Annotated in this window: 22 protein-coding genes; 15 read left to right on the forward strand and 7 right to left on the reverse strand. The window is 68.4% G+C overall.

The window, feature by feature from the left end:
* Window positions 1-49: 49 nt before the first annotated feature.
* The 4 genes from ACPTTC_RS19175 (at window position 50) to ACPTTC_RS19190 (ending at window position 3,204) form a co-directional block, all read left to right on the forward strand.
* Window positions 50-748: an MgtC/SapB family protein gene (locus tag ACPTTC_RS19175; protein ID WP_423393494.1), complete on the forward strand. Its 699-nt coding sequence runs from the start codon at window positions 50-52 to the stop codon at window positions 746-748.
* A 92-nt stretch (window positions 749-840) separates the two neighbouring features.
* Window positions 841-2,235 carry a flagellar hook-length control protein FliK gene (locus ACPTTC_RS19180; protein WP_423393495.1) on the forward strand — a complete coding sequence of 465 codons (1,395 nt, stop codon included), beginning with the start codon at window positions 841-843 and terminating at the stop codon, window positions 2,233-2,235.
* 176 nt (window positions 2,236-2,411) lie between these two features.
* Window positions 2,412-2,567, forward strand: coding sequence for a hypothetical protein (locus tag ACPTTC_RS19185; protein ID WP_006481665.1), 156 nt, complete (start codon window positions 2,412-2,414; stop codon window positions 2,565-2,567).
* A 157-nt stretch (window positions 2,568-2,724) separates the two neighbouring features.
* Window positions 2,725-3,204 carry a GNAT family N-acetyltransferase gene (locus tag ACPTTC_RS19190; RefSeq protein ID WP_175965139.1) on the forward strand — a complete coding sequence of 160 codons (480 nt, stop codon included), beginning with the start codon at window positions 2,725-2,727 and terminating at the stop codon, window positions 3,202-3,204.
* Window positions 3,205-3,346: 142 nt separating this feature from the next.
* Here ACPTTC_RS19190 and ACPTTC_RS19195 read toward each other — a convergent pair whose 3' ends face one another.
* The gene (locus ACPTTC_RS19195; protein ID WP_423393496.1) at window positions 3,347-6,436 is read right to left on the reverse strand and encodes a heavy metal translocating P-type ATPase; all 3,090 of its coding nucleotides are present in this window, start codon (window positions 6,434-6,436) and stop codon (window positions 3,347-3,349) included.
* 709 nt (window positions 6,437-7,145) lie between these two features.
* Here ACPTTC_RS19195 and ACPTTC_RS19200 point away from each other — a divergent pair.
* Entirely contained in the window at window positions 7,146-8,582 is a 1,437-nt protein-coding gene (locus ACPTTC_RS19200) for a DUF1254 domain-containing protein (RefSeq protein WP_423393497.1), read from the forward strand.
* Window positions 8,583-8,730: 148 nt separating this feature from the next.
* A complete protein-coding gene (locus ACPTTC_RS19205) occupies window positions 8,731-12,513 on the forward strand; it encodes a DUF748 domain-containing protein (RefSeq protein ID WP_423393498.1) in 3,783 nt (1,260 codons plus the stop codon).
* A 59-nt stretch (window positions 12,514-12,572) separates the two neighbouring features.
* Here ACPTTC_RS19205 and ACPTTC_RS19210 read toward each other — a convergent pair whose 3' ends face one another.
* The gene (locus ACPTTC_RS19210) at window positions 12,573-12,797 is read right to left on the reverse strand and encodes a hypothetical protein (RefSeq protein ID WP_027790361.1); all 225 of its coding nucleotides are present in this window, start codon (window positions 12,795-12,797) and stop codon (window positions 12,573-12,575) included.
* A gap of 321 nt (window positions 12,798-13,118) precedes the next feature.
* Between ACPTTC_RS19210 and ACPTTC_RS19215 the strand changes: the two genes are divergently transcribed.
* Window positions 13,119-14,792 carry an alkaline phosphatase family protein gene (locus ACPTTC_RS19215; RefSeq protein ID WP_423393499.1) on the forward strand — a complete coding sequence of 558 codons (1,674 nt, stop codon included), beginning with the start codon at window positions 13,119-13,121 and terminating at the stop codon, window positions 14,790-14,792.
* Window positions 14,793-14,883: 91 nt separating this feature from the next.
* Here ACPTTC_RS19215 and ACPTTC_RS19220 read toward each other — a convergent pair whose 3' ends face one another.
* Window positions 14,884-15,780 (reverse strand): LysR substrate-binding domain-containing protein, encoded by an 897-nt coding sequence (locus ACPTTC_RS19220; protein ID WP_423393500.1) that lies wholly within the window; start codon window positions 15,778-15,780, stop codon window positions 14,884-14,886.
* A 161-nt stretch (window positions 15,781-15,941) separates the two neighbouring features.
* On the opposite strand from ACPTTC_RS19220, the gene ACPTTC_RS19225 reads away from it, so the two are divergent.
* The 6 genes from ACPTTC_RS19225 to ACPTTC_RS19250 all read left to right on the forward strand — a co-directional run bounded on the left by ACPTTC_RS19225 (window position 15,942) and on the right by ACPTTC_RS19250 (window position 20,643).
* Complete coding sequence (locus ACPTTC_RS19225; protein WP_423393501.1) at window positions 15,942-16,793, forward strand: ABC transporter permease; 852 nt, start codon at window positions 15,942-15,944, stop codon at window positions 16,791-16,793.
* 7 nt (window positions 16,794-16,800) lie between these two features.
* Window positions 16,801-17,844 (forward strand): ABC transporter ATP-binding protein, encoded by a 1,044-nt coding sequence (locus ACPTTC_RS19230; protein ID WP_423393502.1) that lies wholly within the window; start codon window positions 16,801-16,803, stop codon window positions 17,842-17,844.
* A 26-nt stretch (window positions 17,845-17,870) separates the two neighbouring features.
* Window positions 17,871-18,959 carry an extracellular solute-binding protein gene (locus ACPTTC_RS19235; RefSeq protein WP_423393503.1) on the forward strand — a complete coding sequence of 363 codons (1,089 nt, stop codon included), beginning with the start codon at window positions 17,871-17,873 and terminating at the stop codon, window positions 18,957-18,959.
* Window positions 18,960-18,969: 10 nt separating this feature from the next.
* A complete protein-coding gene (locus ACPTTC_RS19240; RefSeq protein ID WP_423393504.1) occupies window positions 18,970-19,803 on the forward strand; it encodes an ABC transporter permease in 834 nt (277 codons plus the stop codon).
* Window positions 19,796-20,329 (forward strand): TIGR00725 family protein, encoded by a 534-nt coding sequence (locus ACPTTC_RS19245; protein ID WP_423393505.1) that lies wholly within the window; start codon window positions 19,796-19,798, stop codon window positions 20,327-20,329. The genes ACPTTC_RS19240 and ACPTTC_RS19245 overlap by 8 nt, the downstream gene beginning before the upstream one ends.
* Window positions 20,330-20,451: 122 nt before the next feature.
* Window positions 20,452-20,643 carry a YqaE/Pmp3 family membrane protein gene (locus tag ACPTTC_RS19250; protein WP_175952644.1) on the forward strand — a complete coding sequence of 64 codons (192 nt, stop codon included), beginning with the start codon at window positions 20,452-20,454 and terminating at the stop codon, window positions 20,641-20,643.
* A gap of 294 nt (window positions 20,644-20,937) precedes the next feature.
* Here the strand turns inward: ACPTTC_RS19250 and ACPTTC_RS19255 are convergent, their stop codons facing one another.
* Window positions 20,938-21,843, reverse strand: a complete 906-nt coding sequence (locus ACPTTC_RS19255) for a LysR substrate-binding domain-containing protein (RefSeq protein WP_423393506.1) — start codon at window positions 21,841-21,843, stop codon at window positions 20,938-20,940.
* Between the two features lie 182 nt (window positions 21,844-22,025).
* Here ACPTTC_RS19255 and ACPTTC_RS19260 point away from each other — a divergent pair, with 182 nt between their 5' ends.
* Window positions 22,026-22,640, forward strand: a complete 615-nt coding sequence (locus ACPTTC_RS19260) for a hypothetical protein (RefSeq protein WP_423393507.1) — start codon at window positions 22,026-22,028, stop codon at window positions 22,638-22,640.
* 99 nt (window positions 22,641-22,739) lie between these two features.
* Here the strand turns inward: ACPTTC_RS19260 and ACPTTC_RS19265 are convergent, their stop codons facing one another.
* The 3 genes from ACPTTC_RS19265 to ACPTTC_RS19275 are packed head-to-tail and all read right to left on the reverse strand — an operon-like array spanning window position 22,740 to window position 25,341.
* Complete coding sequence (locus ACPTTC_RS19265; protein ID WP_175965126.1) at window positions 22,740-22,919, reverse strand: hypothetical protein; 180 nt, start codon at window positions 22,917-22,919, stop codon at window positions 22,740-22,742.
* On the reverse strand, window positions 22,891-23,898 hold the full coding sequence (cydB, locus tag ACPTTC_RS19270; RefSeq protein ID WP_423393508.1) for a cytochrome d ubiquinol oxidase subunit II: 1,008 nt from the start codon (window positions 23,896-23,898) through the stop codon (window positions 22,891-22,893). The genes ACPTTC_RS19265 and cydB overlap by 29 nt, the downstream gene beginning before the upstream one ends.
* 30 nt (window positions 23,899-23,928) lie before the next feature.
* On the reverse strand, window positions 23,929-25,341 hold the full coding sequence (locus ACPTTC_RS19275) for a cytochrome ubiquinol oxidase subunit I (RefSeq protein ID WP_175952640.1): 1,413 nt from the start codon (window positions 25,339-25,341) through the stop codon (window positions 23,929-23,931).
* Between the two features lie 502 nt (window positions 25,342-25,843).
* Here ACPTTC_RS19275 and ACPTTC_RS19280 point away from each other — a divergent pair.
* On the forward strand, window positions 25,844-26,170 hold the full coding sequence (locus ACPTTC_RS19280; RefSeq protein WP_174952206.1) for a hypothetical protein: 327 nt from the start codon (window positions 25,844-25,846) through the stop codon (window positions 26,168-26,170).
* Window positions 26,171-26,178: the final 8 nt, after the last annotated feature.

Consider the following 26,178-nt stretch of genomic DNA (forward strand, 5'->3'; position numbering starts at 1 on the left):
AAGGATAAAACATTCCGCACGGCCGGCACCAAAAAAGGAGATAAATCGCATGCTGAGCAACCTGGAACTCGTGATGCGGCTCGTTCTCGCGGCGGCGCTGGGCAGCGTCATCGGCTTCGAGCGCGAGCGCCTGGCGTGGGCGGCCGGCCTGCGCACGCACATGCTCGTCTGTGTCGGTTCGACGCTGATCATGATCGTGTCGGCGTTCGGGTTCGCCGACGTGCTCGGCAGTAACGAGCACATCGTGCTCGATCCGTCGCGGATCGCGGCGCAGGTCGTGTCGGGCATCGGCTTCCTCGGCGCGGGCTCGATCCTGCTGCGCGGCGAGATCGTGCGCGGGCTGACGACCGCCGCGAGCCTGTGGTCGGTCGCCGCGATCGGCCTCGCGGTGGGCGGCGGGCTCTACGTCGCGTCGATTTCGGCGACGCTCATCATCCTGATCATCCTGGCCGGCATCAAGCCGCTGGAGCGGCGCTACTTCACGGTGCGCCAGCGGCGCCAGCTCGCGCTGACGGTCGTGAGCGGCACGCTGAACTTCGATTCGCTGCACGCGGCGCTCGGCCCCGACAGTGCGCGTGTGAAGCAGTTCATCGTGCAGCGCGCCGACGACACGGGCGAGCACGACGAGGTGCGCATCGCGCTCGCGCGCGTGTCGGAACTCGAATACCGGGCGATCTGCGACAAGCTGCGCGCGTTGCGGGGCGTCACGCGTTTCGAAGAAGGGAACGGGTTGTCGGGCGACGAATAGGCTGAATCGGTTGCGGGGCGTGCGACAATGGCCGGCCACCGATTCCGTTCGACATCCGGTTCCGCGCTCGCGGGCCCTGCCATCCGATTTCCATGACCGAATCCGTTTCCTCGCCTCGCTCCCGCTTCCGTTCCAATCGTTCGTCGGCCCGTTCTCGTCAGCGTTCGGCTGCCGCCGCGGGCAGTACATCCGCAAGGGCGACGGCGCGGCCTGGTAGTGCCCCGGCCGGTGAGGCGTCGCGGGACGAACGGACGCTCGACCTTTTTGGCGATCCGGTGCTCGAGCCGGGTGAGCGCGCGCCGGCTGTGGCGCGTGACGAAGCGGGTTCGCAATTCGACGCGGCCGTCGATGTCGCGGACGATGTGGCCTCCGGACGGCAGGCCGCGCTGGACGGGTTCAGCGCGCCGGAAGGTGTGGCCGCGGCAGGACAGGCGGAACCAGCAGACGGTGCGGCGATCCGGGAAATCACGACGGTGGCGCATGGCGTTTCGGCGCTTGAAGGCGAGGACGTTGCGAACGCCGGCGTCGTGCCGGCTTCTGGCGCCGCTGCGATGAAGGCTGTCGATATTTCCTTGGCCGATGGCGCTGTGACGAAGGCCGCCGATGTGCCTGCGGACGATGGCGCCGGCACGGTGGCGACCCAGCTGCAAGCAACCGATGATGCTGCGGCGAAGGCGACCGCATCTCAAGCGGCTGGCGGTGAAGTCGAGAAGGCTGTGGCTGCTGCTGCTGCCGCCGTTAAATCCCGCGATCGGCGATCTTCCGATGGCGCCGTGAAGGAGCGTCGTGCGTCGTCGGGCGGCAAGCGCCGGGCGACTGCCGGTGCAAGCGACGTGACAGCGGAGCAATCCGCGCCGGTCGTGACGGGCGTCGACACGGCGCCGGAGGCGGCCGGGGCGAGCACGACGCCGGACCCGTTGGCGACGGTCGAGCCGCAGATGTCGACGCAGCCGGCCAAGCCGGCAATCACCGCGAACACCGCGAACACCGCGAACACCCATGACACCGCGCCGCGTGCCGACGCCACCGTATCCCCCGTCACGCAGCCGATGGCTTCCGCTGCCTCCTTTGTCACGAAGCCGTCGGCGGAGCGCGCGCAACCGGCCGTGCCAGCCTTCGATCCGGATATACACCTGCGCCCGCTGACCGACCGGCTCGCCGCCCTGCAAGCCGACGTGGACGGCCTGACGCGCATGGCCGATCGCGAGATGCGCCGCGTCAACCGCCTGCTGCTGGCGCTGGCCGTCGTCGTGCTGGCCGGGCTCGTCGCGCTGGTGATGCAGACGCGGCAGATCGCGCACCTGAAGCAGGACGCAGCCACGAAGCAGCAGCGGATCGATCGCCTCGCGGCCGATCTGTCGACGCAGCAGGCAACGCTGATGACGCTCGAGGAGCATCACGAAGCGCTTCTGTCGCAGGTCGACAGGCTTCAGCGCAACGCGAATCGCGAGGCGGCCGTCGCGAAGCGTGCTCGCCGTACGCGTTAATCGCTTCGACCCTATCCTGGGAGCCCGACGGCGCAAGGATCGCCGTTACGTTTCGGCGATCGGCCGTCGCGTCCACGCGGCAAACTGATGCGGCGCGCTGGCAGAGTTCAGGGAAAACCCTTAGAATGGAGTCAATCTAAGGGAAAACCCCTAGCCACATCTGTCAGGAGTCTCACATGAGCTTCATCCTCGCCCTGCTGCAAAAGATCGACGACCTTTTCGTGTCCCCGCACCTGCCGCTCGACGCCGAATACTCGTACGCTGCGCGTCGTGCCGAAGCCGAGCGCGTGCGCCGTGCGCACCTCGTGCCGATCGTCCTGTACCGTCGCTGATTCGCTGATTCGCTGATTCGCTGATTCGCTGATTCGCTGATTCGCTGTCAGCGCGGCGCTCGCCGCACCTGCCAGCCCGCTTTCCGCCGCCGCATCGCGCGCCGGTGCGACCGTCCCGCTACACTGGAAGCTCGATTCCGTTCAGGGTGACCGGGCCATGCTGCAGATGCGACCGATGACGGCCAGCGAATTCCACGCGTACCGCACGCGAGCCATCGACGGCTACGCGAACGATCTCGTTTCATCCGGACAAAATGCTGTCGAAGACGCGGCTGACCGGGCGCGCGCCTGTTTCGACACGCTGCTGCCGGACGGCCTGCGTACCTCCGGCCAGACCCTCGTGGTGCTCATCGACGGCGCCAGCGGCGACGCGGTGGGCGACCTCTGGTACGCGATCGTGCCCGAAGGGCCGAACCGCACGCTGTTCATCTACGACCTCGACATCGCCCCGTCCCGGCGCCGCCAGGGCTGGGCCACGCGCACGCTCGAGGCGCTCGACGCCGAGGCGCGCCGGTACGGCGTCACCGAGATCGGGCTGTCGGTGTTCAATCACAACGCGGCGGCCCGCGCGCTGTATCGTGCTTGCGGTTTCGCGCCGATCACGACGACCTTGATCAAGTCAGTCATTTCGGACTGAAGCGGCCGCCGGCCCCGTGTTCTCATGTACTGGCGATTCGACTCGCCGCGATCGGCCAATACCGGTCCGCTCTCTCGCTACTTCCGCTTGCCGAAAGTGCCGAACGGCCATCCGGCCGTTCGGCATACGTACCCGGCATACGTCACCGCGCGCGCCCCTTCCATCTCCGCAACAGCAGTGCGTTGGTCACGACGCTGACGCTGGAAAACGCCATCGCCGCGCCCGCGATCACCGGGTTCAGCCAGCCGAGCGCCGCGAGCGGCACGCCGACCAGGTTGTAGACGAACGCCCAGAACAGGTTCTGCTGGATCTTCCGGTAAGTGCGCCGGGAGATGTCGATCGCGTCGGCGACGAGCGCCGGGTCGCCGCGCATCAGCGTGATGCCGGCCGTGTGCATCGCGACGTCCGTGCCGGTCGCCATCGCGATGCCGACATCGGCCGCGGCGAGTGCGGGCGCATCGTTGATCCCGTCGCCGACCATCGCGACGATCCCGCCATGCGTGCGCTTCAGCTCGGCGACGACGCGCGCCTTGTCGTCGGGCAGCACCTGCGCATGCACCTCGCCGATGCCGAGGGTCGCCGCGACGGCGGCCGCGCTGCCGCGGTTGTCGCCCGTCACGAGCACGCTCGCGATGCCGCGCGCCGACAGCGCCGCGATCGCGTCGCGGGCGCCCGGCTTCACGGTGTCGCCGAAAGCGATCAGCGCGAGTAACGCGCGCGGCGCATCGGCGCGCATCAGCCACGAGATCGTGTTGCCCGCGCGTTCGAGCTCCGTCGCGCGGGCGTCGAGCGCGGGCGGCACCGCGATGCCGAGCTCGTCGCGCCAGCGCGTGCTGCCGAGCGCGAGCAACTGGCCGCCGACGCGTGCTTCCACGCCGCGTCCGGCCACCGCACGCGCCTCGGCGGCGACGGCCGACGGCACCGCACCGCCGCGTGCGGCCAGGTCGGCTTCGTGCGCGGCGACGACGGCGCGCGCGAGCGGATGGTCGCTCCGGCGCTGCACCGCCGCCGCGAGCGCGAGCGCTTCGTCATGCGGCACGCCGACGGCTTCGAACGCGGTCACGGACGGCTTGCCTTCGGTCAGCGTGCCGGTCTTGTCGAACGCGATCACGGTCGTGCGCTGCGCGAGTTCGAGCGCCTGCGCATCCTTGATCAGCACGCCGTGCCGGGCCGCGACGCCCGTGCCGGCCATGATCGCCGCGGGCGTCGCGAGACCGAGCGCGCACGGGCACGCGATGACGAGCACCGCGACCGCGTTGAGGATCGCGGTTTCCGTGCCGGCCCCGGCGACCAGCCAGCCGACCAGCGTCAGCAAGGCGATGCCGAGGATCGTCGGCACGAACACCTCGCTCACGCGATCGACGAGCCGCTGGATCGGCGCCTTCTCGGCCTGCGCGGATTCAACGAGGCGGATGATGCGCGCGAGCGTCGTTTCCGCGCCGATCGCGGTGGTTTCGACGACGAGCGCGCCTTCGCCGTTGATCGAGCCGGCCGTGACGGCGTCGCCATCGTCCTTCGGCACGGGCAGGCTTTCGCCGGTGATCAGCGATTCGTCGATGTGCGAGCGGCCCGACACGATCCGGCCGTCAACGGGCACGCGCTCGCCGGGGCGGATGCTGACGTTCGTGCCGACGCGTACCTGCGCCAGCGGCACGTCGCGCTCGACGCCGTGCTCGATGACGCGCGCCCGGTCGGGACGCAGCGCGTTCAGCGCGCGGATCGCGTCGGTGGTCTGGCGCTTCGCGCGCGATTCGAGCCATTTGCCGAAGCGCACCAGCGTGACGATGACGGCCGACGCCTCGAAATACAGGTGGCCGGGATGCGCGGGGTCGCGCAGCAGCATCCACAGGCTCAGCCCGTACGCGGCCGACGTGCCGAGCGCGACGAGCAGATCCATGTTGCCGGTGCGCGCCTTCACCGCATGCCAGGCGGCGCGATAGAAACGCGCGCCGAAGCCGAACTGGACGATCGAGGCGAGCACGAGCTGGAGCCAGCCGTGCAGCATCAGGTCGATGCCGAACGGCGCGACGAGCATCGGTGCGACAAGGGGCGCGCTCAGCACGGCGGACCCGATCACGAGGTTGCGTTCGCGAATCGCTTCGCGGCGCTTGCGGGCGTCGGGGTCTTGCGGCGAGCTGGCCGGTTGCGTGGCAGTGCCGGTCGTCGCACCGTCTGAAGACGCGGCGGCGAGTGACGCGCGGTAGCCGGCTGTGGTGACGGCCGCGATCAGCGCGGCGGCATCGAGCGCGCCGGCGCCGTGCACCGATGCGCGCTCGGTTGCGAGGTTGACGGAAGCGCGCGCGACGCCCGGCACGGCGGCCAGCGCCTTTTCGACGCGGCCGGCGCAGGACGCGCAGGTCATCCCGCCGATGTCGAGTTCGAGATCGGCGGGGGCGGTGGCGGCTACCGGCGGGATTGCCCCGCCGGCAACCGGCGTCGCGCCATAGCCGGCTTCTTTCACGGCTTCGGCGAGCCGGGCGGCGGTCACGTCGGGCGCGGCGTCGACGGTGGCCCGTTCGGTCGCGAGGTTGACCGACGCGCGTGTGACGCCCGGCACCTTCACCAGTGCCTTTTCGACGCGCGACACACAGGACGCACAGGTCATCCCGTCGATATCGAGTTCGATGCTGGCGGGCGCGGCAGGGGACGAAGGTGCGAACGCGGCGACGCCGGCATCCGTTACGGTCGGCGTCGCGCCGTAGCCGGCCTGCTTGACGGTGTCCACCAGTTGCGCGGCGGAAATGTTCGCCGCGGCGTCGACGGTGGCCCGTTCGGTCGCGAGGTTGACCGATGCACGCGTGACGCCCGGCACCTTCGCCAGCGCCTTCTCGACGCGCGACACGCACGATGCACAGGTCATCCCGTCGATATCGAGTTCGATGACGGTGCTGTCGGCCGGACGCTGCCGGCTGGCAATGGAAGTGGCCGCAGCCATCGGCGTGGGCTGCGCTTCGACAGGATGGGCATGCGCTGCCGTGGCGGCTTCGAGCACCGGCGCACGCACGGCGGCGCGATAGCCGGCCGCGCTGACAACATCGATGAGTTGTGCGGCGTCGACCGTTTCTTGCGCGGTCACGGTCGCCGTGTGAGTGTCGAGGTCGACCGTCGCTTCGACGACGCCCGGCACCGCGGCCAGCGCCCGCTGCACGCGGCCCGTGCAGCCGCCGCAATGCATGCCGTCGATGCTCAATGCGATCGTATGCAGCGCTGCGGAGGCAAGTGGTTCAGTCATGTCGGATTCCCTGAATGCGCGGCTCTTGCCGCGAATGGTTCCAGTATCAACATTCCCATGATGGTAAGGTCAAGCGGTGCATGACGATGCGATGCAAGGCGGGCGGATCGGCGCGAGGCCATGACTGTTCACAGGGTGCCACGGACTGGAAAAAGCGACCGCCCGGCTTGCGGGCGGAAAGCCGGGCGTCAAGTGCCTGCCCGCGAACGTTCTGTTCGCTCGAGGGGCGCGTTGCCACCGTCTCTTGAAAATGGCGTGGCTGGAACCGGATTGGCGGGCCGGTCCGACGTGTGCCTCGCAGGCCTCGAACAGATCGTCGAATCGCGGGCTCGCGCCCCATTTGCTCGAGGATCTTCCAATCGCTTGCCGTGCGGAATGGCGTCAATAGTGGCGCCACTGATCCATCCGGATGCCGGCTCGATCGGCGCCGAGACAGATCCGAAGCCGGCCGAAACCGCCTCGATGGCACCCCAATTTGTCTGAAGATCCGGCGGAAGATTTCGGACCTGATCGGCCCCCAAATACGCGCGGCCAGCTAATCGGCATATTGGGGGATGCCCTGAGGCGCTATGATACCGCCCTGACATCAGCGCCCACCGTTACGAACCGTAGCGAAACGGTTGTCCGGGCAGGCTGGGGTGCCTTGTTTTCGCCATTCGCAAGTCGAACAAGGCGTTGACTGAAAAGAACGATATTCGGCCAGTAATCGATGATTGAAAACCAGCAGGAATCAGTTTCTCTGCGGCGCGTGTGCGCGTCGCTGGCCATGGCGGCGTTGCTAGCAGGGTGCGCGTCGCAACCGGATGCGATCCAGCGGAAAACCGGCTGGATGCGCGCGGAAGTCGCCGACTCCTACGTCTACGCGTATCCGCTCGTGCTGATGGACGTCGCGAAGGAAGCGGCGACGGGCGGCGACGGCGCACAACCGGGGCAGGCGCCGCTCAACACGCTGCGCCACGCGCAGGCGCTGCCGCCTGTCGGCGCGGTCAATCCGCCGTTGCCGGGCGTCGATACGCTCGACTCGACCGGCTGGCTCGACGTCGCTGCCGAACCCGTGATCGTCACGCTGCCCGACACCCGCGGCCGTTACTGGGATGCGCGCGCACTCGACATGTGGACGAACGTGCTGTGGTCGTCGTCGAGCGTGGCCGCACGCGGGGCGCGCGGCGGCGCGCGATCGCAAACGATTGCCTTCGCCGCGAAGGACTGGCAGGGCACGCTGCCGAAGGGCGCGGTCCGGATCGACGTCCCGTCGGCCAACGCGTGGCTCGAAGTCCGGCTGCAGACGAGCGGCGGGCGCGACCTGACGAACGCGAAGAAACTGCAGCGTGCGATCCGGGTGGTGCCGCTGTCTGTCTATACAGGCGCGGCGCGCGGCGCGTCGGTCGCGGTCCATGCGGGCAGCGCGCCGTCCGAAGCGGTGGGCGGCGGCACGCCGGCCGAGCAGGTGGCGGCGCTCGATCCGAAGGCGTTCTTCGCGCGCTTCGCGCAAGCGCTGCAGGACAACCCGGCACCGGGCGACGACGCGCACGCGCTGGAACTGCTCGGCGACATCGGCGTGTCGGCCGGCTACCCGGTGCTGTGGACGGGTGACCGCCTCGCGGCCGCGACGGCCGGCGTCGCCGAGGCGCGCGCGCGGCTCTCGACCCCGCCGTCGAACCTGCTGAACGCGAACGGCTGGAGCTGGATCGGCGATACGGCCGGCAAGTACGGTCAGGACTACACGCTGCGCGCGTACGCGGCCTACACGCAGTTCGGCACCGCGACGCGCGACGACGAAACGCTGGCGGTCGTCCGCGTCGACAGCGACGGTCATGCGCTGAACGGTGCGAACCGCTATGCGCTGCATTTCGCGCCGGGCGCGCTGCCGCCGGTGCGCGCGTTCTGGACGCTGACGCCCTATACGACGAACGGCGCGCTGCCCGACGTCGGATCGGCGCGCCGCTCGCTCGGCGATCGCGACCGCCTGCGCCGCAACCGCGACGGCTCGATCGACATCGTCGTGTCGGCGTCGCCGGGCGGCACGCATGCGGCCAACTGGCTGCCGGCGCCGCGCACCGATTTCGCGCTCGCATTGCGCCTGTACGCGCCGAAGCCGCAGGCGAGCGACGGCTCGTGGATGCCGCCCGTCGTCGTCCGGAAATGAACGGATGACCGGCGGCGTTGTCCGACCGGCGGGCGCGACGGCGCCCGAACCCCGTACCGTCACCTCCTGAGCCTATACTTTCGGGATAGCGTGCGCGGCCGCCCGGTTGTCCGGTGCGGCCCGGCATCCCATCCCGAGACATTCAAGCATGGCAAGCGCAGACAAAGAAACCGTATCATCGACCCTCCATGCCCTCGGTGGCGTTGCACGCTCGCGCCGGACCCGGCGCATCGGCATCGGCCTGCTGATCTTCCTCGTTTTATTCGGACTGCTCGGGTTCTTCGCGGCGCCACCGCTGATCCGCCATATCGCCGAGCAGCAGTTGAGCAAGCAGCTCGACCGGCCCGCCACGATCCAGCGCATCGCGCTGAACCCGTACACGCTGAACCTCGAAGCCGACGGCATCCATCTCGGCGACAAGGGCGGGCAGGGCGACTTCATCGACATCGCGAAGCTCGTCGTGCGGCCGTCGTGGTCGTCGCTGTTGCGCGGCGCGCCGATCGTCAATGAAGTCCGCCTCGACTCGCCGCGCTTTCATATCGTCCGCTACGACGCGCAGCGCTTCAACTTCACCGACCTGATCGAGAAGTTCTCGACGCCGTCGCCCAAACCCGAAAGCAAGCCGACGCAGTTCTCGGTATCGAACATCCAGGTCAACAACGGCCGGATCGATTTCGACGACCGCCTGCTGAACGAAAAGCATGTCGTCGACAACTGGACGCTCGGCATTCCGTACATCGCGACGCTGGCATCGAAGACCGACATCTTCGTCGAGCCGAAGCTGCGGGCGCGCTTCGACGGTAGCCCGATCGCGATCGACGGCAAGACCAAGCCGTTCGCGGAGTCGCGCGAATCGGAGATCGCGCTGAAATTCGACGGCCTCGACGTGCCGAAGCTGATCTCGTACGTGCCGGCGAAGCTGCCGGTGGCCGTGACGAGCGGCCTGCTCAGCAGCGACCTCAAGATCGATTTCGTGATGAGCGGCGAGACGCCCGCGCTGCGCGTATCGGGCACCGTCGACCTGAACGACGCGAAGGTGACCGACCACGCGTCCGCGCCGCTGTTCGCCGCGCGCGGCGTGCACGTCGCGGCGGCCAGCCTCGAGCCGCTGCGCAACGCGATGCACTTCGACGAGATCCGGATCGACCAGCCGGTGGTCGACCTGTCGCGCGACAAGCAGGGCGTGCTGAACGTCGAGAAGCTCGCCGCGCAGCCGGCAGCCGCACCGAAGGCTGCCGAGGGCAAGCTGGCGGCGTCGGGCGCCGCGACCGCTTCCGCCGCCGCCGAAACGGCCGCCAGCGGCGCAAAGGCCGAAGCCGGCGCGAAGGAGGCGCCGCCGCTCGACCTGACGATCCGTCACTTCGCGATCGACGGCGGCACGGTCAACGTGGACGACCGCGTGCCGGCGACGCCTACCGCGCTGTCGCTCACGAAGCTCGCCGCGACGCTCGACGGCTTCTCGATGCAGGGCAAGACGCCCGCGAAATACACGCTGTCGACGTCGCTGTCGCGGGGCGGTGACGTGACGGCCGAAGGCACGTTCAATCTCGCGGAGAAGCAGGTCGAGAGCAAGCTGACGGTCGCCGCGCTCGCGCTGCCGGCGCTGCAGCCGTACCTCGGCGAAGCGACCCGTGCGCGTGTGCTCGACGGCACGCTCGGCGCGACCGTCAACGCGAAGGCCGACTGGGGCAAGACGCCGCTCGCCGCGCAGGTCGCCGACAGCACGGTCAGCCTGAAGTCGCTGAAGATCGCGACGCCCGACGCGAAGGCGCCCGCGATCGTGCTGCCCGACGCGAGCGCGAAGATCGCGAAGGTCGACGTGGCCACGCGCACCGCGGAGATCGCGAGCGTCGACGCCAGCGGGCTCGCGCTCGACGTGCAGCGCCTGAAGGACGGCAAGATCGACCTCGCGGCGCTGGCCGAACCCGCGCAGGCGTCGGTGCCGAAGCGCACGGTCGCACGCAAGGCCGAGGCCGCCGCGCCGTCGTGGCATTACCGGATCGACGCGCTGAACGTGAAGGATGCGGCCGCGAACTTCACCGACCTGACGACACCGCGCCCGGTGAAGCTGGCGCTCAAGCCGCTGGACCTGTCGGTGCAGAAGATCAGCGACGACCTGACCAAGCCGCTGCCCGTGCAGCTGAAGGCGACGCTGAACCGCAAGGGTTCGCTGAACGTGACGGGCGACGTGACCGCGCAGCCGCTGAAGCTCGGCCTGAAGATCAACGGCAACCGCCTCGACGCGGCCGCGTTCGAGCCGTACTTCGGCAGCGCACTGAACGCGACGATCGCCAGCGCGCTGCTCAACGCGCAGGGCAACCTGACGTTCGCGCAGGTGAAGGACGCGCCGCGTGCGACCTATCGCGGCGACGTCGCGCTCGTCGACGTGCGGATGCTCGACAAGGCAACCTCCGACCCGTTCGCGGGCTGGCGCTCGCTCGCGCTGACGAACCTGAAGGCGAACTATGACGAGAAGGGCACCGACGTCGACGCCGCGCGCGTGACGTTCTCGAACTTCTACGGCCGCGTGCTGCTCGACGCGCAAGGGCGCCTGAATCTGAAGGACGTGGTCGCGAAGGAATCGGGCCCCGCGCAATCGCTCACGCGTGACGCGAGCAAGGGCGAGCCGGTGCCGCTGTCGCCGCAGGCCGCATCCGCGCCGGCGGCCGCGCAGCAGGCGTCCGCGCCGGCCGCCGCGTCGGCGACGGTGGTCGTGAAGGCCGCGCAGCCGCCGCAGAACCCGGTGCGGATGCATTTCGGCGAGCTGCTGCTGCAGAACGGCCGCGTCACGTATACCGACAACTTCATCAAGCCGAACTACACGGCGAACCTCGTCGCGATCAAGGGCACGGTCGGCGCGTTCGGCACGGATTCGACGACGTCCGCGCCGGTCGACGTCGCCGCGAACCTCGCGGGCAACGGGCCGATCTCGATCAAGGGGTCGGTGAATCCGCTGATCGAGAAGCCGGCGCTCGACCTCACCGCGACCGCGCACGACATCGAGCTGACCAACCTGACGCCGTACTCCGCGAAGTACGCGGGCTATCCGATCACGAAGGGCAAGCTCAACGTCGACCTGCATTACGCGCTCGAGAACGACCAGCTGAAGGCGAACAACCACATCTTCATCGACCAGCTCACGTTCGGCGACCATGTGGAGAACGACACGGCGACCAAGCTCCCGGTGAAGCTCGCGATCTCGCTGCTGAAGAACACGCGCGGCCAGATCGACGTGAACCTGCCGGTGTCCGGCTCGCTGTCGAATCCGGAGTTCAGCGTCGGCGGGCTGATCTGGCGCGCGGTGCTGAACCTGATCGCGAAGGCCGTCACGTCGCCGTTCTCGCTGCTTGCGCATGCGTTCGGCAGCGGCGGCGAGGATCTCGGCTACGTCGAATTCGCGCCGGGCTCGTACCAGCTCGACGACGCGCAGCAGAAGAAGCTCGACACCGTCGTGAAGATGCTGACCGAGAAGCCGTCGATCCGCCTCGACCTGATCGGCCGCGTCGATCCGGCCAAGGACACGTCCGGGCTCGGCGATGCGTACGTCGAGCGGCTGGTGCGCCAGCAGAAGCTGAAGGATGTGGTCGGGCAGGGCGAGAGCATCGACCCGATGTCGGTGAAGGTCGAGCCGGCCGAGTACAGCAAGTACCTGACGCGCGCGTACAAGGCCGCCGACTTCAAGAAGCCGCGCAACCTGATCGGCCTGCAGAAGACGCTGCCCGACGCCGACATGAAGAAGGCGCTCGCCGAACATGCGCCGGCCGACGACAACGCGCTGCGTGCGCTCGCGCAGCAGCGCGCACAGGCCGTGCGCCAGTACCTCGACGGGAAGATCGATTCGAGCCGCGTGTTCGTCGTCGCGCCGAAGCTCGATGCGAAGGGCATCGAGGACAAGGGCGCGACCACCCGCGTCGACTTCGGCCTGCAGTAAGCAGGCCATCCGCCGCCGCTGCGTCCGGCCATCCGTTCGGGCGCGGCGGCGTGCTTCCTTCAGCGTGCGGCGATCGCCGGTTCCTCGCGCTTGCCCAGTTCCTTCTTCGCGGCCAGCGGCAGACGCGCGTCGTCCCACTGCGCCAGCCATTCGACTTCCTTCGCCGTGAACACCTGTCCGTAGTTGCGCAACGCGTACTGCAACGCGTCGACGACGTGGTGGCGAATGATTTCGGGGGTGCGTGCATCGTCCAGCACGAACCGGAGGGCTTCCAGGGTCGACATACTCGTGCTCCGGGTCAGGGAAAACCCTTTATCACACGCCAATAGTCGCGCGCCAAGCCGGAAAAAAAATCATGCGGCAAGTGACGCTGCGCAAGGCAAGGTTTGACCGATGCCCCCGCGCAGTGCCGGCAGGTGAGCGCGCACATTGCAGCGTGCGCCAGGTCACCTTGCTTTGCGACCGCTTCGTGTCACTTGCGATTGGTTACGTTTGACAGAAAACAGAAAGCCCCGCTTCATGCGATCGCCGCACGATCCGGCGATATTTTGCGCGCCTGATGGCAAGTCACGCAGTTCAACGTCAATCGATGAGGTGGGGTGATCATGTCTTTCCTTGGTAAGCAGCGGAGGTTGGTGGCGGTGGTGGCGGGCGCGCTGGCGCTTGCCGGCGCGGTTGCGCACGCGGCGCAGCAGGACGGCGACAGCCAGCGCGAGGACCGCGACCACGCGAGCCGCGTCGTGAAGCACGTGCTGCTGATCAGCGTCGACGGCCTGCACGAGCAGGATCTCGCGCGCTGCATCGGCGCGAACACGTGCCCGAACATCGCGGTGCTCGCGAAGAGCGGCGTGACGTACACGAATGCCTATACGCCTGGCCTGTCGGATTCGTTCCCTGGCCTCGCCGCGCTCGTGACGGGCGGCTCGCCGAAGACGGCCGGCCTGTTCTACGACGTGTCGTATGACCGCAACCTGTACGCGCCGGGCGACACGAGTTGCTCGGGCAAGCAGGGCTGGAACGTCGTGTTCGACGAGACGACCGGCATCGATGCCCAGAACGGCGGCGCGCTCGTCCACCTGGACGGCGGCGGCGCGTTCAACCCGCAGGCGATCCCGAACGCGAAGGTCAACGGCAAGTGCGTGCCGGTCTATCCGCACAACTACGTGAAGACCAACACGGTGTTCGAGGCCGTGAAGGCGGGCATCCCGAACGCGACCACCGCGTGGGCCGACAAGCACGCATGGGGCTACGACTGGCTGAACGGGCCGTCGGGCACCGGCGTCGACGATCTGATGCGCACCGAGATCAACTCGATCGACCCGGCCACGGGCACGAACTACACGGATGTCTACTCGCACACCGCGCGCTTCGACAACCTGCACGTGCAGGCGCTGGTCAACCAGATCAACGGCCGCGACTCGACGGGCACGAAGCGCGCACCGGTGCCGACGCTGTTCGGCGCCAATTTCCAGACGCTGAGCGTCGCGCAGAAGGCGACGGTCGCGACGGGCGGCGGCTATCTCGACGCGAACTTCACGCCGAACGGGCAGGTCGCGAACGCGATCACGTACGTCGACAATTCGATCGGCCATATCGTCACGGCGCTGAAGCAGGCGAACCTGTATTCGTCGACGGCCGTGATCGTCACGTCGAAGCACGGCCAGTCGCCGACCGATCACACGAAGCTCGTGAAGAACGGCGACACGCTGACGAAGCTGCTCGAAACGAACAACTACCTCGACCCGAACGGCAACTTCGGCCAGAACAACACGAAGACGGGTAACCTGAACGATGGCTCCGGCCTGGTCGACACGGGCTTCGTGCAGACCGACGACGTCGGCCTGATCTGGCTGCGCGACCGCAACCAGCGCACGGCCGTGGTGCAGACGCTGAAGGCGAACCTGGGCTGCAACGCGCCGGGGATCTGCGCGGATGGCTCGCAGGCCGACATCCTGTACGGTGCGGCGCTCGCCGAGCGCTTCGGCGATCCGGCCAACGGCCGCACGCCGGACATCATCGTCCAGCCGAATCCGGGCGTGATCTACACGTCGAGCACGAAGAAGGACGAGGAGCACGGCGGCAACGCACCGGACGACAGCCACCTTGGCCTGCTCGTGTCGTATCCGGGCCTGCATCGCGCACGCACGGTGACCGACACGGTCGGCACGAAGCAGGTCGCGCCGACGATCCTCGGGCTGCTCGGTGCGAACCCGCGCCTGCTGCATGCGGTGGTGGCCGAGGGCACGGAGGTGCTGCCGGGGCTCGGTATCCGCCGTTGACGGCGACAGCCGGACGCCGCCGCCCGGCGATGTCCGGCAAGGCTGGGCGCGCGGCGGTGCGCGTCCCGTCGGATGACGAATGCGGGCCGGCTTACGCCCGCGCGCATTCGTCCAGCATCCATTCCCTGAAGTGCCGCAACGCTTCGCTCGTTTCAAGGCGCTCCGGCGCATAGCACAGGTAGTGCCCCTGCGCGTCGACCTCGACGGGCGCGTCGAACGGTTCGACGAGCGTGCCGGCCGCGAGATTGTCCGCGATCAGGAAATGCGGCACGAGCGCGAGCCCGAGGCCCGCCTGCGCGGCCTGGATCAGCACCGAATACTGTTCGAAGCGCGGCCCGGTGAGCGCGTTCATCTGCGTCGCGCGATGGCGTTCCGCCCACGCGGACCACGCGATTTCCGCCTGTTCGTGCACGAGGCGTGGCGCCGTGACGGCGTCGGCGGGGGTGCGCAACGCGTGCCGCTCACGGAATTCACTGGCACAGACCGGCACGAAGGTTCGCCCGTCCAGGTAATCGCTTCGGACCCCTTCCCAGGCGCCGTCGCCGTAGCGGATCGCCGCGTCGAGCCCGAACGGAAAAATGTCTCCGTGCGCGAGATGGCGGCGAAAGCTCAGCGTGACGCTCGGCGCGACGGCCAGAAAGCGCGACAGCCGCGGGACGAGCCACTTGGTCGTAAACGTCGGCACGCTGGCGATCGTCAGCAGGTCGCCGTTTTCGCGCGCGCTCAGCAGTTCGATCGACGCGTTGCCGATCTCGCGCAGCGGGCCGGCGACACGTGCGTGGTACACCTGCCCGGCGCGCGTGAGCGCGAGGCTGCGCCCCTCGCGCACGAACAGCTTCACGCCGAACAGCGCCTCGAGATTCGCGATCTGCCGGCTGACCGCGCTGGGCGTCAGGCCGAGTTCACGGGCCGCGTAGGAGAAATTCAGGTACTTCGCGGAACACGTGAATGCGTGAAGTTCCGAGACGTTCGGATACAGGTGCTTCATCGCGACTATTCCCTCGGCGCACGGATCGATGCGGGCTTTGTACGTTTTTTTCATGACGATGCCATGTCGGATCCGCACACTCCGGCCATCCGTAAAACGCGTGACAGCCCCGCCCGGCTGGCGTTGCGCGGCGTCTTCGTCCCTTGTCCGCGAGTGTTTCCATGCCTGCGTCTACCGCCCCGGCCCCGGCCGATGGTGTTCCGATTTCGCGTAACAGGCCCGTGCGTCCGAGCGCCGGACGTCTCGTGCTGAACGCGCTCGTCGCGGTATTCGGGGTCTACCTGTTGCTGCCGATCGCGCTGCTGCTGGTCGGCTCGGTGGGCCAGTCGTGGACGAACACGCTGCTGCCGACCGGTTTCACCGGGCACTGGTTCGCCGACCTGGCCGGCAATCGCAGCTTTACGCGCGCATTCGGCGTGAGCCTGACGGTGGCGCTGGCGTGCTGCGCGCTCAACGCGCTGATCGGCGTGCCGCTCGCCTATGCGCTGCATCACCGCGCGCAGGCCGGGCGCGGCATGGCGACGCGCATCGTGATGCTGATGCCGGTGGCCGTGCCCGCGCTGACGCTCGGCTTCGGCTACATCGCGATCTTCAGCGGCGACACGCTGCCATGGCTCGGCACGCTGCCGCTGATGATCGCGGCCCACGCGGTGCTGACGCTGCCGTACCTGCTGCAGACGCTGCTCAGCGATCTGCGCCACCTCGGGCTCGCCCGCCTCGAGGCCTGCGCGGCGACGCTCGGTGCGACGCCGCTGCGCCAGTTCTTCACGATCGTGCTGCCGAACCTGCGGCACAGCCTGTTTTCGGGGCTCGTGATGGTGGCTGCGCTGTCGATCGGCGAATTCCAGATCTCGAACCTGATCGCCGGCTTTCGCTACCGCAATTATCCGATCGTGCTGCTGCAGGCGTTCTACGGCGCGTCGGGGATGGCGTGCGCGGCCACCGTCGTGCTGCTCGTCCTCGCCGTGCTCGCGACGCTCGTGTCGGTCGGCACCGTGCAACGTATGAAGTGAGTCCGTCATGAGTCTCGAGTTCGAACACGTCAGTTTCCAGTATCCCGGCGCGCGACACGGCGTCGACGACGTCACGCTGTCCGCCGCGCAAGGCGAGCTGCTCGCGGTGATGGGGCGCAGCGGTTCCGGCAAGTCCACGCTGCTGCGGCTCGCGGCCGGCCTGCTCGAGGGCGGCCGCGGCCGCATCGCGATCGGCGGCGCCGACATGGCGGGGGTGCCGGTGTGGCGGCGCGAGGTGGGCATGGTGTTTCAGCACTACGCGCTGTTCCCGAACCTGTCGGTGGCCGACAACGTCGCGTACGGGCTGCGGATGCGCGGCGTCGCGGCGGACGCGCGGCGGCGGCGCGCGCGCGAAATGCTCGAGCGCGTCGGCCTGGCGGCGCATGCGGAGCGCGGCATCGCGATGCTGTCCGGCGGGCAGCAGCAGCGCGTCGCGCTGGCGCGCGCGCTCGTGATCGAACCGAAGCTGCTGCTGCTCGACGAGCCGCTGGCGGCGCTCGATGCCGGCATCCGCCATCAGTTGCGCGACGAAATCCGCGCGCTGCAGCGGGCGTGCGGCGCGACGACGCTGCTTGTCACGCACGATCAGGACGAGGCGCTGAGCATGGCCGATCGCGTCGCGATCGTCGACGGCGGGCGGGTGCTGCAGGTCGGCACGCCGCGCGACCTGTACGAGCGGCCCGCGTCCGCGCAGGTCGCGCGCTTCGTCGGGCATTCGACGCTGCTGCGCGGCCGCGTGATCGCGCACGACACGGTCGATGTGCGTTTCGCGACGCTGCGCGCCGAGACCGGCGCGCATCGGCCGGGTGCCGAGATCGAGGTGCTGGTGCGGCCCGAGCACGTGGAGGCCGATCCGCCGGAGCAGGGCGTGAACCGCATCGACGGCTGTGCGGGCGAAGTGCGCTACTTCGGCGCGACGCAACGCTACGACTTCATTCCCGCCGGTTCGGCCGACCCGCTGCTGTGCGAAGGTCGCGTGCCGGCCACACGGCGTATCGCGATCGAACCGCGCCATCTGCTCGTGCTGCCGGCCGCGCCGGCCGCCCAATGACCCTTTTCATTCAACGGAGATCCCCGATGCTTGCAGGCCACCCTCTTGTGAAGACCATGCGCGCCGGCGTGCTGGCGCTCTGCGCGTTTGCGGCGCTGGCTGCCGCGCCGGCGTTCGCCGCGCCGCTGTATCCGGGCGAGGACGCGCTGTATGCGAAGGCCGCCGACGAAGGGCTCGTCGTGTCGTTCGACACGGGCCCCGAATGGGCGAACTGGAAGGCGCTGTTCGCCGAGTTCCGCAAGCGCTATCCGAAGGTCGAGATCACGTACAACGACATCGGTTCGGCCGCGACCGTGGTCGCACTCGACAAGTCGCGCCGCCGTCCGCAGGCCGATACCGCGTACTACTTCGCCGCGTCGGCGCTCGATGCCGAGAGCAAGGACGTCGTCGCACCGTTCAAGCCGCTGAACTTCGACAAGCTGCCGAACGTGTTTCGCGCCGCGGACGGCCGCTGGTTCGCCGTGCACTCGCTGAACATCGCGTTCCTCGTCAACCGCAAGCTCGTGAAGAACGTGCCGCAGCGGTGGTCCGACCTGCTGAAGCCGGAATACCGCAACGCGGTCGTCTATCTCGACCCGCGGTCGACCGGGCAAGGGCAGGTCGCGGTGTTCGCGGCCGCGTATGCGAACGGCGGCAGCGTCGAAAACCCGAAGCCCGGCGCGGAATACTTCGGCAAGCTGAAGCGCGCGGGCAACGTGCTGCGCGTCGAGGGCACGACGCCGTATGCGAAGTTCGTGAAGGGCGAGATTCCGATCCTGATCGGCTACGAGAACGATGGCCTGAAAGCGAAGTACGTTGACGGCATGGGCGACGCGGCCGACGTCGTGATTCCGCAGGACGGCAGCGTATCGGCGCCGTATGCGATGAGCCTCGTGAAGAACGGCCCGAACCCGTCAGCCGCGCAACTCTGGCTCAACCTGGTGATGAGCGACGTCGGGCAGGCGCTGTTCGCGCAGGGCTTCGTGCGGCCGGCCGTGCCCGGCACGCCGGTCGCGCCGGACGTCGCGGCGAAGCTGCCGAAGGCGCCGCAGGTGCGTCCGCTCGACGTGGCGAAGGCGGCCGCACGCAAGGCCGAGGTCGACCAGCTCTGGTCGCAGGCGACGCTCGGCAACTGAGGCGCGCGCGATGAAGACCTCCCTGGCGGACCGCGGCGCGCTGCGCCGCTTCGGCGCGGTGCCGGCGGCGGGATTGCTGGCGGTGTGCTTCGCGCTGCCGCTCGCCGCGCTGGTCGGCTCGGCCTTCACGGACGGCGGCCGCGCGTTCGTTGTAGTGTTGCGCGATCCGCTCGTCGCCGATGCGATCGCACGTTCGCTCGCGCTGGCGGTCGGCGCCGGCACGCTGTCGGTCGGTGTCGGCGTGCCGGTCGCGTTCGCGCTGGCGGGGCAGTCGCCCGCCCGCCGCCACTGGGCGCTCGCGCTGCTCGGCGTGCCGCTCGCGTTTTCCGGGCTGGTGATCGCTTACGGCTTCATCCTCGCGTTCGGCCGCGCCGGTTTCGTCACCACGCTGGCGGCGTCGCTGGGCGCGGACCCGAACGTGCTGGGCGGCGCGATCTACACGATGCCGGGGCTGGCGGTCGCGTATGCGTATTACCTGATCCCGCGGGTCGCGCTGATGATCTACCCGGCGCTCGCGAACCTCGACCGGCGGCCGCTCGAGGCGGCGCTGACGCTCGGCGCGCGGCCGTGGCGCGCGTGGCTCGACGTCGCGTGGCGCGAACTGTGGCCGTCGGTCGCGTCCGCGTGGTGCCTCGTCACGGCGATCGCGCTCGGCACCTACGGCACGGCGCTCGCGCTGGCCGGCACGCAGATCAACATCCTGCCGCTGCTGATGTACCTGAAGCTGTCGGACGGGCAAACCGATTTCTCGCAGGCGGCCGTGCTGTCGATCGTGCTGACGGCGATCTGCACCTGCGTTCTTGCATTGGGGGAAGGCCTTGTACGGCAACGACGTCATGGATGAGTGGTCGGACGCGGCGCGCGATGCGCTGGCGCAACTCGCGCAGCGGCAGCGCGGCACGCGGCGGCATCGCATGCCGGTCGGCGTGATCGGTCCGCGTGAGGCGACCGACGAGCAGATGCGGATCGCGGAACGGATCGCGCACGCGCTCGCGGCGACGGGCGTCGCGCTCGTCGGCGGCGGCAAGCAGGGCGTGATGGAGGCGGCCGCACGCGGCGCGCATGCGGCCGGCGGATGTGCGATCGGGCTGCTGCCGGAAGACGATGCGACGCTCGCGAATCCCTACCTGAGCGTCGCGCTGCCGACCGGGCTCGGCATCACGCGCAATGCACTCGTCGCGCGTGCGTCGCTGTGCCTGATCGCGGTTGGCGGCGGGCTCGGCACGCTGTCCGAGATCGCGCTCGGGTTGCAGTGGGGCAAGCCGGTGTTCGCGATTTGCGACGCGCCGCGCGTGGCCGGCGCCGAATGCTTCGACGCAGCGGATCCGCTCGTTGCGCGGGTCGCGCGGTGGCTGGCCGATTCGGCTTAGCCCGGTGGCATGAGGTTAAGGCTTCTCGTCCGGCGATCGTCTGCAGCGGACTTGAAATGGCGCGGGCAACGCGCCATATTGGCGATGCACGAACGTTCAATGACGCCTCGCGAGGATTTCAGATGCGCCTGCTGCTTGCCTTGCTGCTGCCGTGGTTCCAGTTCTTCACGATCGGTCGCCCGATCGCCGGGATCATCTGCCTGATCCTGCAAATCACGATCATCGGCTGGCTGCCGGCCGCGATCTGGTCGGTGTATGCGCTGAGCCAGTACAAGACCGACCGGAAGATCGAGGCGGCGCTGCGCGGGCGGTGACAGATCGCGGAAAGGGGAATCCGTGCGTCGTCTGAAGAAGACGATGCGGCGCGTGAGCGCGGAAATGGCCAGGCTCGCAGGCGTGTCGACGAAGACGATTCGGGATTTCGAACAAGGTCGGGGCGACGGGACGGTGCAGACGATGGATCGCATCTTCGGCATGCGGGGATTGAAGCCCGGCGTCCTGCGGCAGAACACATCACATAGCCGGACGTGACGGCGCATCCGTCCTGTCGTCGGCAACGCATCCGCCTCGGGCTGCTTCATCGGATTCTGCTTTCTCCTCCTCGCCGGCTATCCCGGCGGCGCCCCCTCCAGCGCCTCCGCCCGCGCAAACAGCCAGTCGACGAAGGTGCGCAGCGACGGATCGGCGTCGTCGCGATACAGGCAATGAAACGGCGGCCCTTCCAGGTGGACCTCCGGAAACAGTGCGACGAGCCGCCCGTGTTCGAGGTCGTCGCGCACCACTGCGCGCGGCGCGAGGCACACGCCGAGCCCGCTCGCGGCAGCCTTGGTCATCAGGAAGAACTCGCGATAGAACGGCCCGCGCAGCGTCTCGGTGACGGCCGAGCCCGCTTGGTGGAACCAGTATTGCCACGCCTGCGGCAAGCCCGCGTAATGCAGCAGCGGCGCGTTGCGCAGATCGGCCGGCGTACGCGCCTGTTCGAGCACCGGGTGGCCGGGCGCGCACACCGGCACCGCGACGGTCGCGAGCAACGGCCGCGACACGAATCCCTTGCGGCGTAGCTCCGGCGTATAACGGCGAACCACGATGTCGCAGGTTTCGTCGAACTGGTCGCGCTCGTTGTCGGGCGTCGCGACGAGTTGCACGTCGATATTCGGATGCTCGGTCTGGAACACGGCCAGTTGCGTGAGCAACCATCCGTGCGCGAATGACACCGACGCGTTGATCCGCACCGGATGACCGCCGACGGGTTCGAACATCTGCCCCGTCGCCTGCGCGAGCCGGCCGAGACAGCTCGCGACGTCGACGAGGTAGTGCCGCGCGCGCGGCGTGAGCCGCAACGCGCGCCCGTCGCGCTCGAACAGCTTCTGCCCGAAGAACGATTCGAGCACGCGGATCTGCTGCGCGACTGCGCTCTGGGTCACGTTCAGCTCGTCGGCGGCGAGGGTGAGGCTTTGCAGGCGGCCCGCAGCTTCGAAGCTGCGCAGCGCGTTGAGGGGCGGCAATCGGCGCATCGTGAGATCGCGAAGAAAAGCTACACAGTGGGTCAAAAAATGTCGTTTGTGGCGACTGGGGCGCCATCCCTATGATGGCGCCGACAGGAGAGAACGCCCCGATGACGATCATATCGCCACCCGATGCACGAGCAACCGGAATTCGCCACCGTCTTCGCCTCCGGCGCGCCGCGCGGCGCGCGATGCACCGCTCGGCCGCAGTGCCGCCCGTATGCGGCCGCGGCGCGCTGGCGCTCGCCTGTGCCGGACTGTTCGCGGCGCTGACCGGATGCGCGACGAAACCGGACAACGAACGCCAGATCGGCAGCGGCGGATCGCTGGTGCGCTACAGCTCCAGCCAGACCGAGGTCGACCTGACCGATCGCGAGCAGCAGACGCTGCGCATGCTCAGCGACCGCAGCTATGCGGATGCGACGCAGGCGCGCGCGCTCGACGCGGTGGCCGGCGTGCTGCGCGCACAGGGTTATGCGCCGGTGACGGTCGATCGCGATTCGGGGCTGGTGGAAGCGGGGCGCAGCGACACGCTGATCCCGAAATGGCGTCAGCTGTTGCGTGGTGCGCTGAAGGCGCGTATCGGAATGCTGCCGACGAAGCCCGATCACGAACGCGTGGCCGCGATCGTGACGGTTCGGGCGGGGCGGGACGCGCACGCGGCGATCGTGCGTGCACGATTCGATCGCACGGTGTGGGACAGTGCCGGCGATTCGCGTACCAAGACCGTCCTGGAGCCCGAGTACTACCAGGCGTTCTTCACGGAAGTGGACAAGGCGATGTGCACGACGAAGTGCGAGCGGTGAGCGGGAGTGCCCGCTCGGTGTGCGAAAGCCGGGGCATGCGACCCGCCCCGGCGGCGTGGCAGCGCCGGGATGCGCCCCGGCGTGCCACGCGGGTGAGGCCTACTTCACTGCAAACAGCGTCAGGTTCATGAAGATCTTGAACGCATAGCCGAGCGTGACGGCGCCGATCACGCCGCCCGCCCACAGGACGACGAACCACATCCAGCCGCGCATCCGCGACCGTGGCGCCGCGGCGGGGCGTTCGGCGGAATCAGTGGTGGTAGTAATGCTGGTCTTCATGGCGCACCTTGCCTCGGAATACCCAGTAGCCCATCGTCGTGTAGGCGATGATGATCGGGAGGATAACCGCTGCGCCGACCAGCGTGAAGGTCTGGCTGGAACGCGGCGCCGCGGCTTCCCAGATCGTCATCGTCTGAGGAATCGCATACGGGAACAGCGTGACGAGCAGGCCGACGTAGCCGAGCAGCACGAGTGCCAGCGCAAGCACGAACGGGGTCATGTCATGCCGGTTGCGCACCGCGCGCCGCATCCACACCGCACACCCGGCGACCAGGAACGGCACCGGCAGCAGGCGCCAGAAGAGCCCCGAATCGAACCAGCGCTGCGCGATCGCCGGATCCTGCAGCGGCGTCCACAGGCTGACGACCGCGATGAAGCCGAGCAGCACGACCGTCAGCGGCCATACGACGCGATGCAGGCGCCGCTGGAGGTCGCCTTCCGTCTTCGCGACGAGCCAGCAGCAGCCGAGCAGCGCATAGGTCACGATCAGGCCGAGGCCGGTCAGCAGGCTGAACGGCGTGAGCCAGTCGAAGGCATTGCCCGCGAACACGCCGTCCTTCACGTTGATGCCCTGCAGGAACGCGCCGAGCGCGATCCCCTGGAACAGCGTCGCGCCGGCCGAGCCGCCGATGAACGCGAGATCCCACAGCTGCTTCGTGCGCCGCGCCTTCGCGCGGATCTCGAACGACACGCCGCGGAAGATCAGGCACACCAGCATGAAGATCAGCGGCAGGTACAGCGCGGACAGCACGGTCGAATAGACGACCGGGAACACCGCGAACAGCCCGGCGCCGCCGAGCACGAGCCACGTCTCGTTGCCGTCCCACACGGGCGCGACCGTGTTCATCATCAGGTCGCGTTCCTTCTCGTCCGGGAAGAACGGGAAGACGATGCCGATGCCGAGGTCGAAGCCGTCGAGCACGACGTACATGAAGAGCCCCAATGCGATGATCGCGGCCCAGATTACGGTGACGTCCATAGGTTTTCTCGTGTGCGGAAAGGGTGGGGCTCAGACGGTCTCGAGCGGCTCGTCGACGGCCGACATCGGGCGGCGCGCGGTGTGATCGGGGCGCGTGTCGGGTGTGTCGTCATGCTTCACGTCGGGCAGCGCGGGGCCGGCCTTCATCAGCTTCAGCATGTAGTACACGCCGGTGCCGAACACGAGGAAGTACACGATCACGAACGTCATCATCGACAGGCTGACCTGCTGTACCGACAGCGGCGACACGGCGTGCGCGGTGCGCATCACGCCATACACGACCCATGGCTGGCGGCCCGCTTCGGTGGTCACCCAGCCCGCGAGCAGCGACACGAAGCCGGTCGGGCCCATCACGAGCGCGAAGCGCTGGAACCCCTTCGATTCGTACAGGCGGCCGCGGCGGCGCAGGAGCCACGCGAGCGCGGCGAGGCCGATCATCGCGAAGCCGAGGCCGACCATGATCCGGAAGCTCCAGAACACGACGGTCGAATTCGGGCGGTCTTCCGGCGGGAATTCCTTCAGGCCGCGGATCTCACCGTCCCAGCTGTGCGTGAGGATCAGGCTGCCAAGGTGCGGCACCTTCACCGCGTAGCGGGTCGTTTCCGCCTTCATGTCCGGAATGCCGAACAGGTTGAGCGGCGTGCCGCCCTTCTCGGTTTCCCACAGCCCTTCGATCGCGGCGATCTTCGCGGGCTGGTGCTTCAGCGTGTTGATGCCGTGCTGGTCGCCGATCACGGCCTGCAGCGGCGCGAGCACGAGCAGCAGCCACAGCGCCATCGAGAACATCTTCTTCACGCCCTTGTCGCGGCGGCCCTTCAGCAGGTGCCATGCACCGGTCGCGGCCACGACCAGCGCGGCGACGATGAACGCGGCGATCGCCATGTGGAACAGGCGATACGGGAACGACGGGTTGAAGATGATCGCGAACCAGTCGGTCGGCACGACGCGGCCGTCGACGATCTCGAAGCCCTGCGGCGTCTGCATCCAGCTGTTCGACGCGAGGATCCAGAACGTCGAGATCAGCGTGCCGATCGCGACCATCAGCGTCGCGCCGAAGTGCGCGCGCGGGCTCACGCGGTTCCAGCCGAACAGCATGATGCCGAGGAAGCCGGCCTCGAGGAAGAATGCGGTCATGACCTCGTACATCAGCAGCGGCCCGGTGACCGCGCCGGCGAAGCTCGAGAAGCCCGACCAGTTCGTGCCGAACTGGTAGCTCATCACGACGCCGGAGACGACGCCCATCCCGAACGCGACCGCGAAGATCTTCGACCAGAACAGGCAGAGGGTCTTGTAGTACTGCTTGCCGGTTTTCAGCCAGCGATATTCGAGCACGGCGATGAAGCTGGCGAGGCCGATGCTCAGCGCCGGGAAGACGATGTGAAAGGAGACGGTGAACGCGAATTGCAGGCGGGCCAGATCGAGGGCCGAAAGAGCGGTGTCCATACCAGTTGACCGAGGCTGACGATACCCGCCGGCGGGTGCCGGCGGCCCCCGGCGGACGGGCGTCGGGGTTGGCTGGAGTATGGGCCGCGATGTTGCGCCGCGAAATGCGCCAACTCGTCGCAGATGTCCAGCCCGCCGCGCGTGATTTCGGGATAAATCGTTGATTCGTATCAAGAAGGCCGCTTGCGGCGCGTGCGGTCGCGGCGTGGCGGTCTGACGCACGTGCGTCAATATGGCGCGTCGCGTCATCGGAACGGTTTGACGCGGATGCAAACGCCGCGTGACATCGCCCCGTGCGGCGCCGGTGCGCGGCCGAACCGTTGCAATGCGTTATCGCGTAACGCGCCCGGTCGCGCCAGCGGCCCGTGGCCGATGGGGTCTGTCACATTGGTAACGCCGCGCAACATTGGCGCGTGCGCCCGTAATGGATGGCGGATCGCGCGCGGCGTAGCGTTCGGTATGTCGGGTTCGCATCGACGAACCGCCAGCCGGAGAACGTGACGTGAATGGATTGAAGCTCGCACTGGGTGCGGTGGCCGCAGTGGCGATCGCGACGGGCGGCGTGGCGCATGCCGCCCGGGTCGGGGTCTATATCGGCCCCGGCTACCCGTATTACTACCCCGTCGTCCCTGCGCCTTACTACTACCCGCCGCCCGTCGTCGCGGTGCCCGTCGATCCGGGGCCGCCGCCCGAGTACGTCGAGAAGGGGCAGCCGCAGGACGATGGCGACGCGAACGTCTGGTACTACTGCGACGCGTCGAAGCATTACTACCCGTATGTGAAGACCTGCAAGTCGGGCTGGCGATCGGTGCCGGCGCGGCCGCAATGACGGAGACG

It is taken from the genome of Burkholderia mycopellens (genome assembly GCF_964265025.1).
GTDB lineage: Bacteria > Pseudomonadota > Gammaproteobacteria > Burkholderiales > Burkholderiaceae > Burkholderia.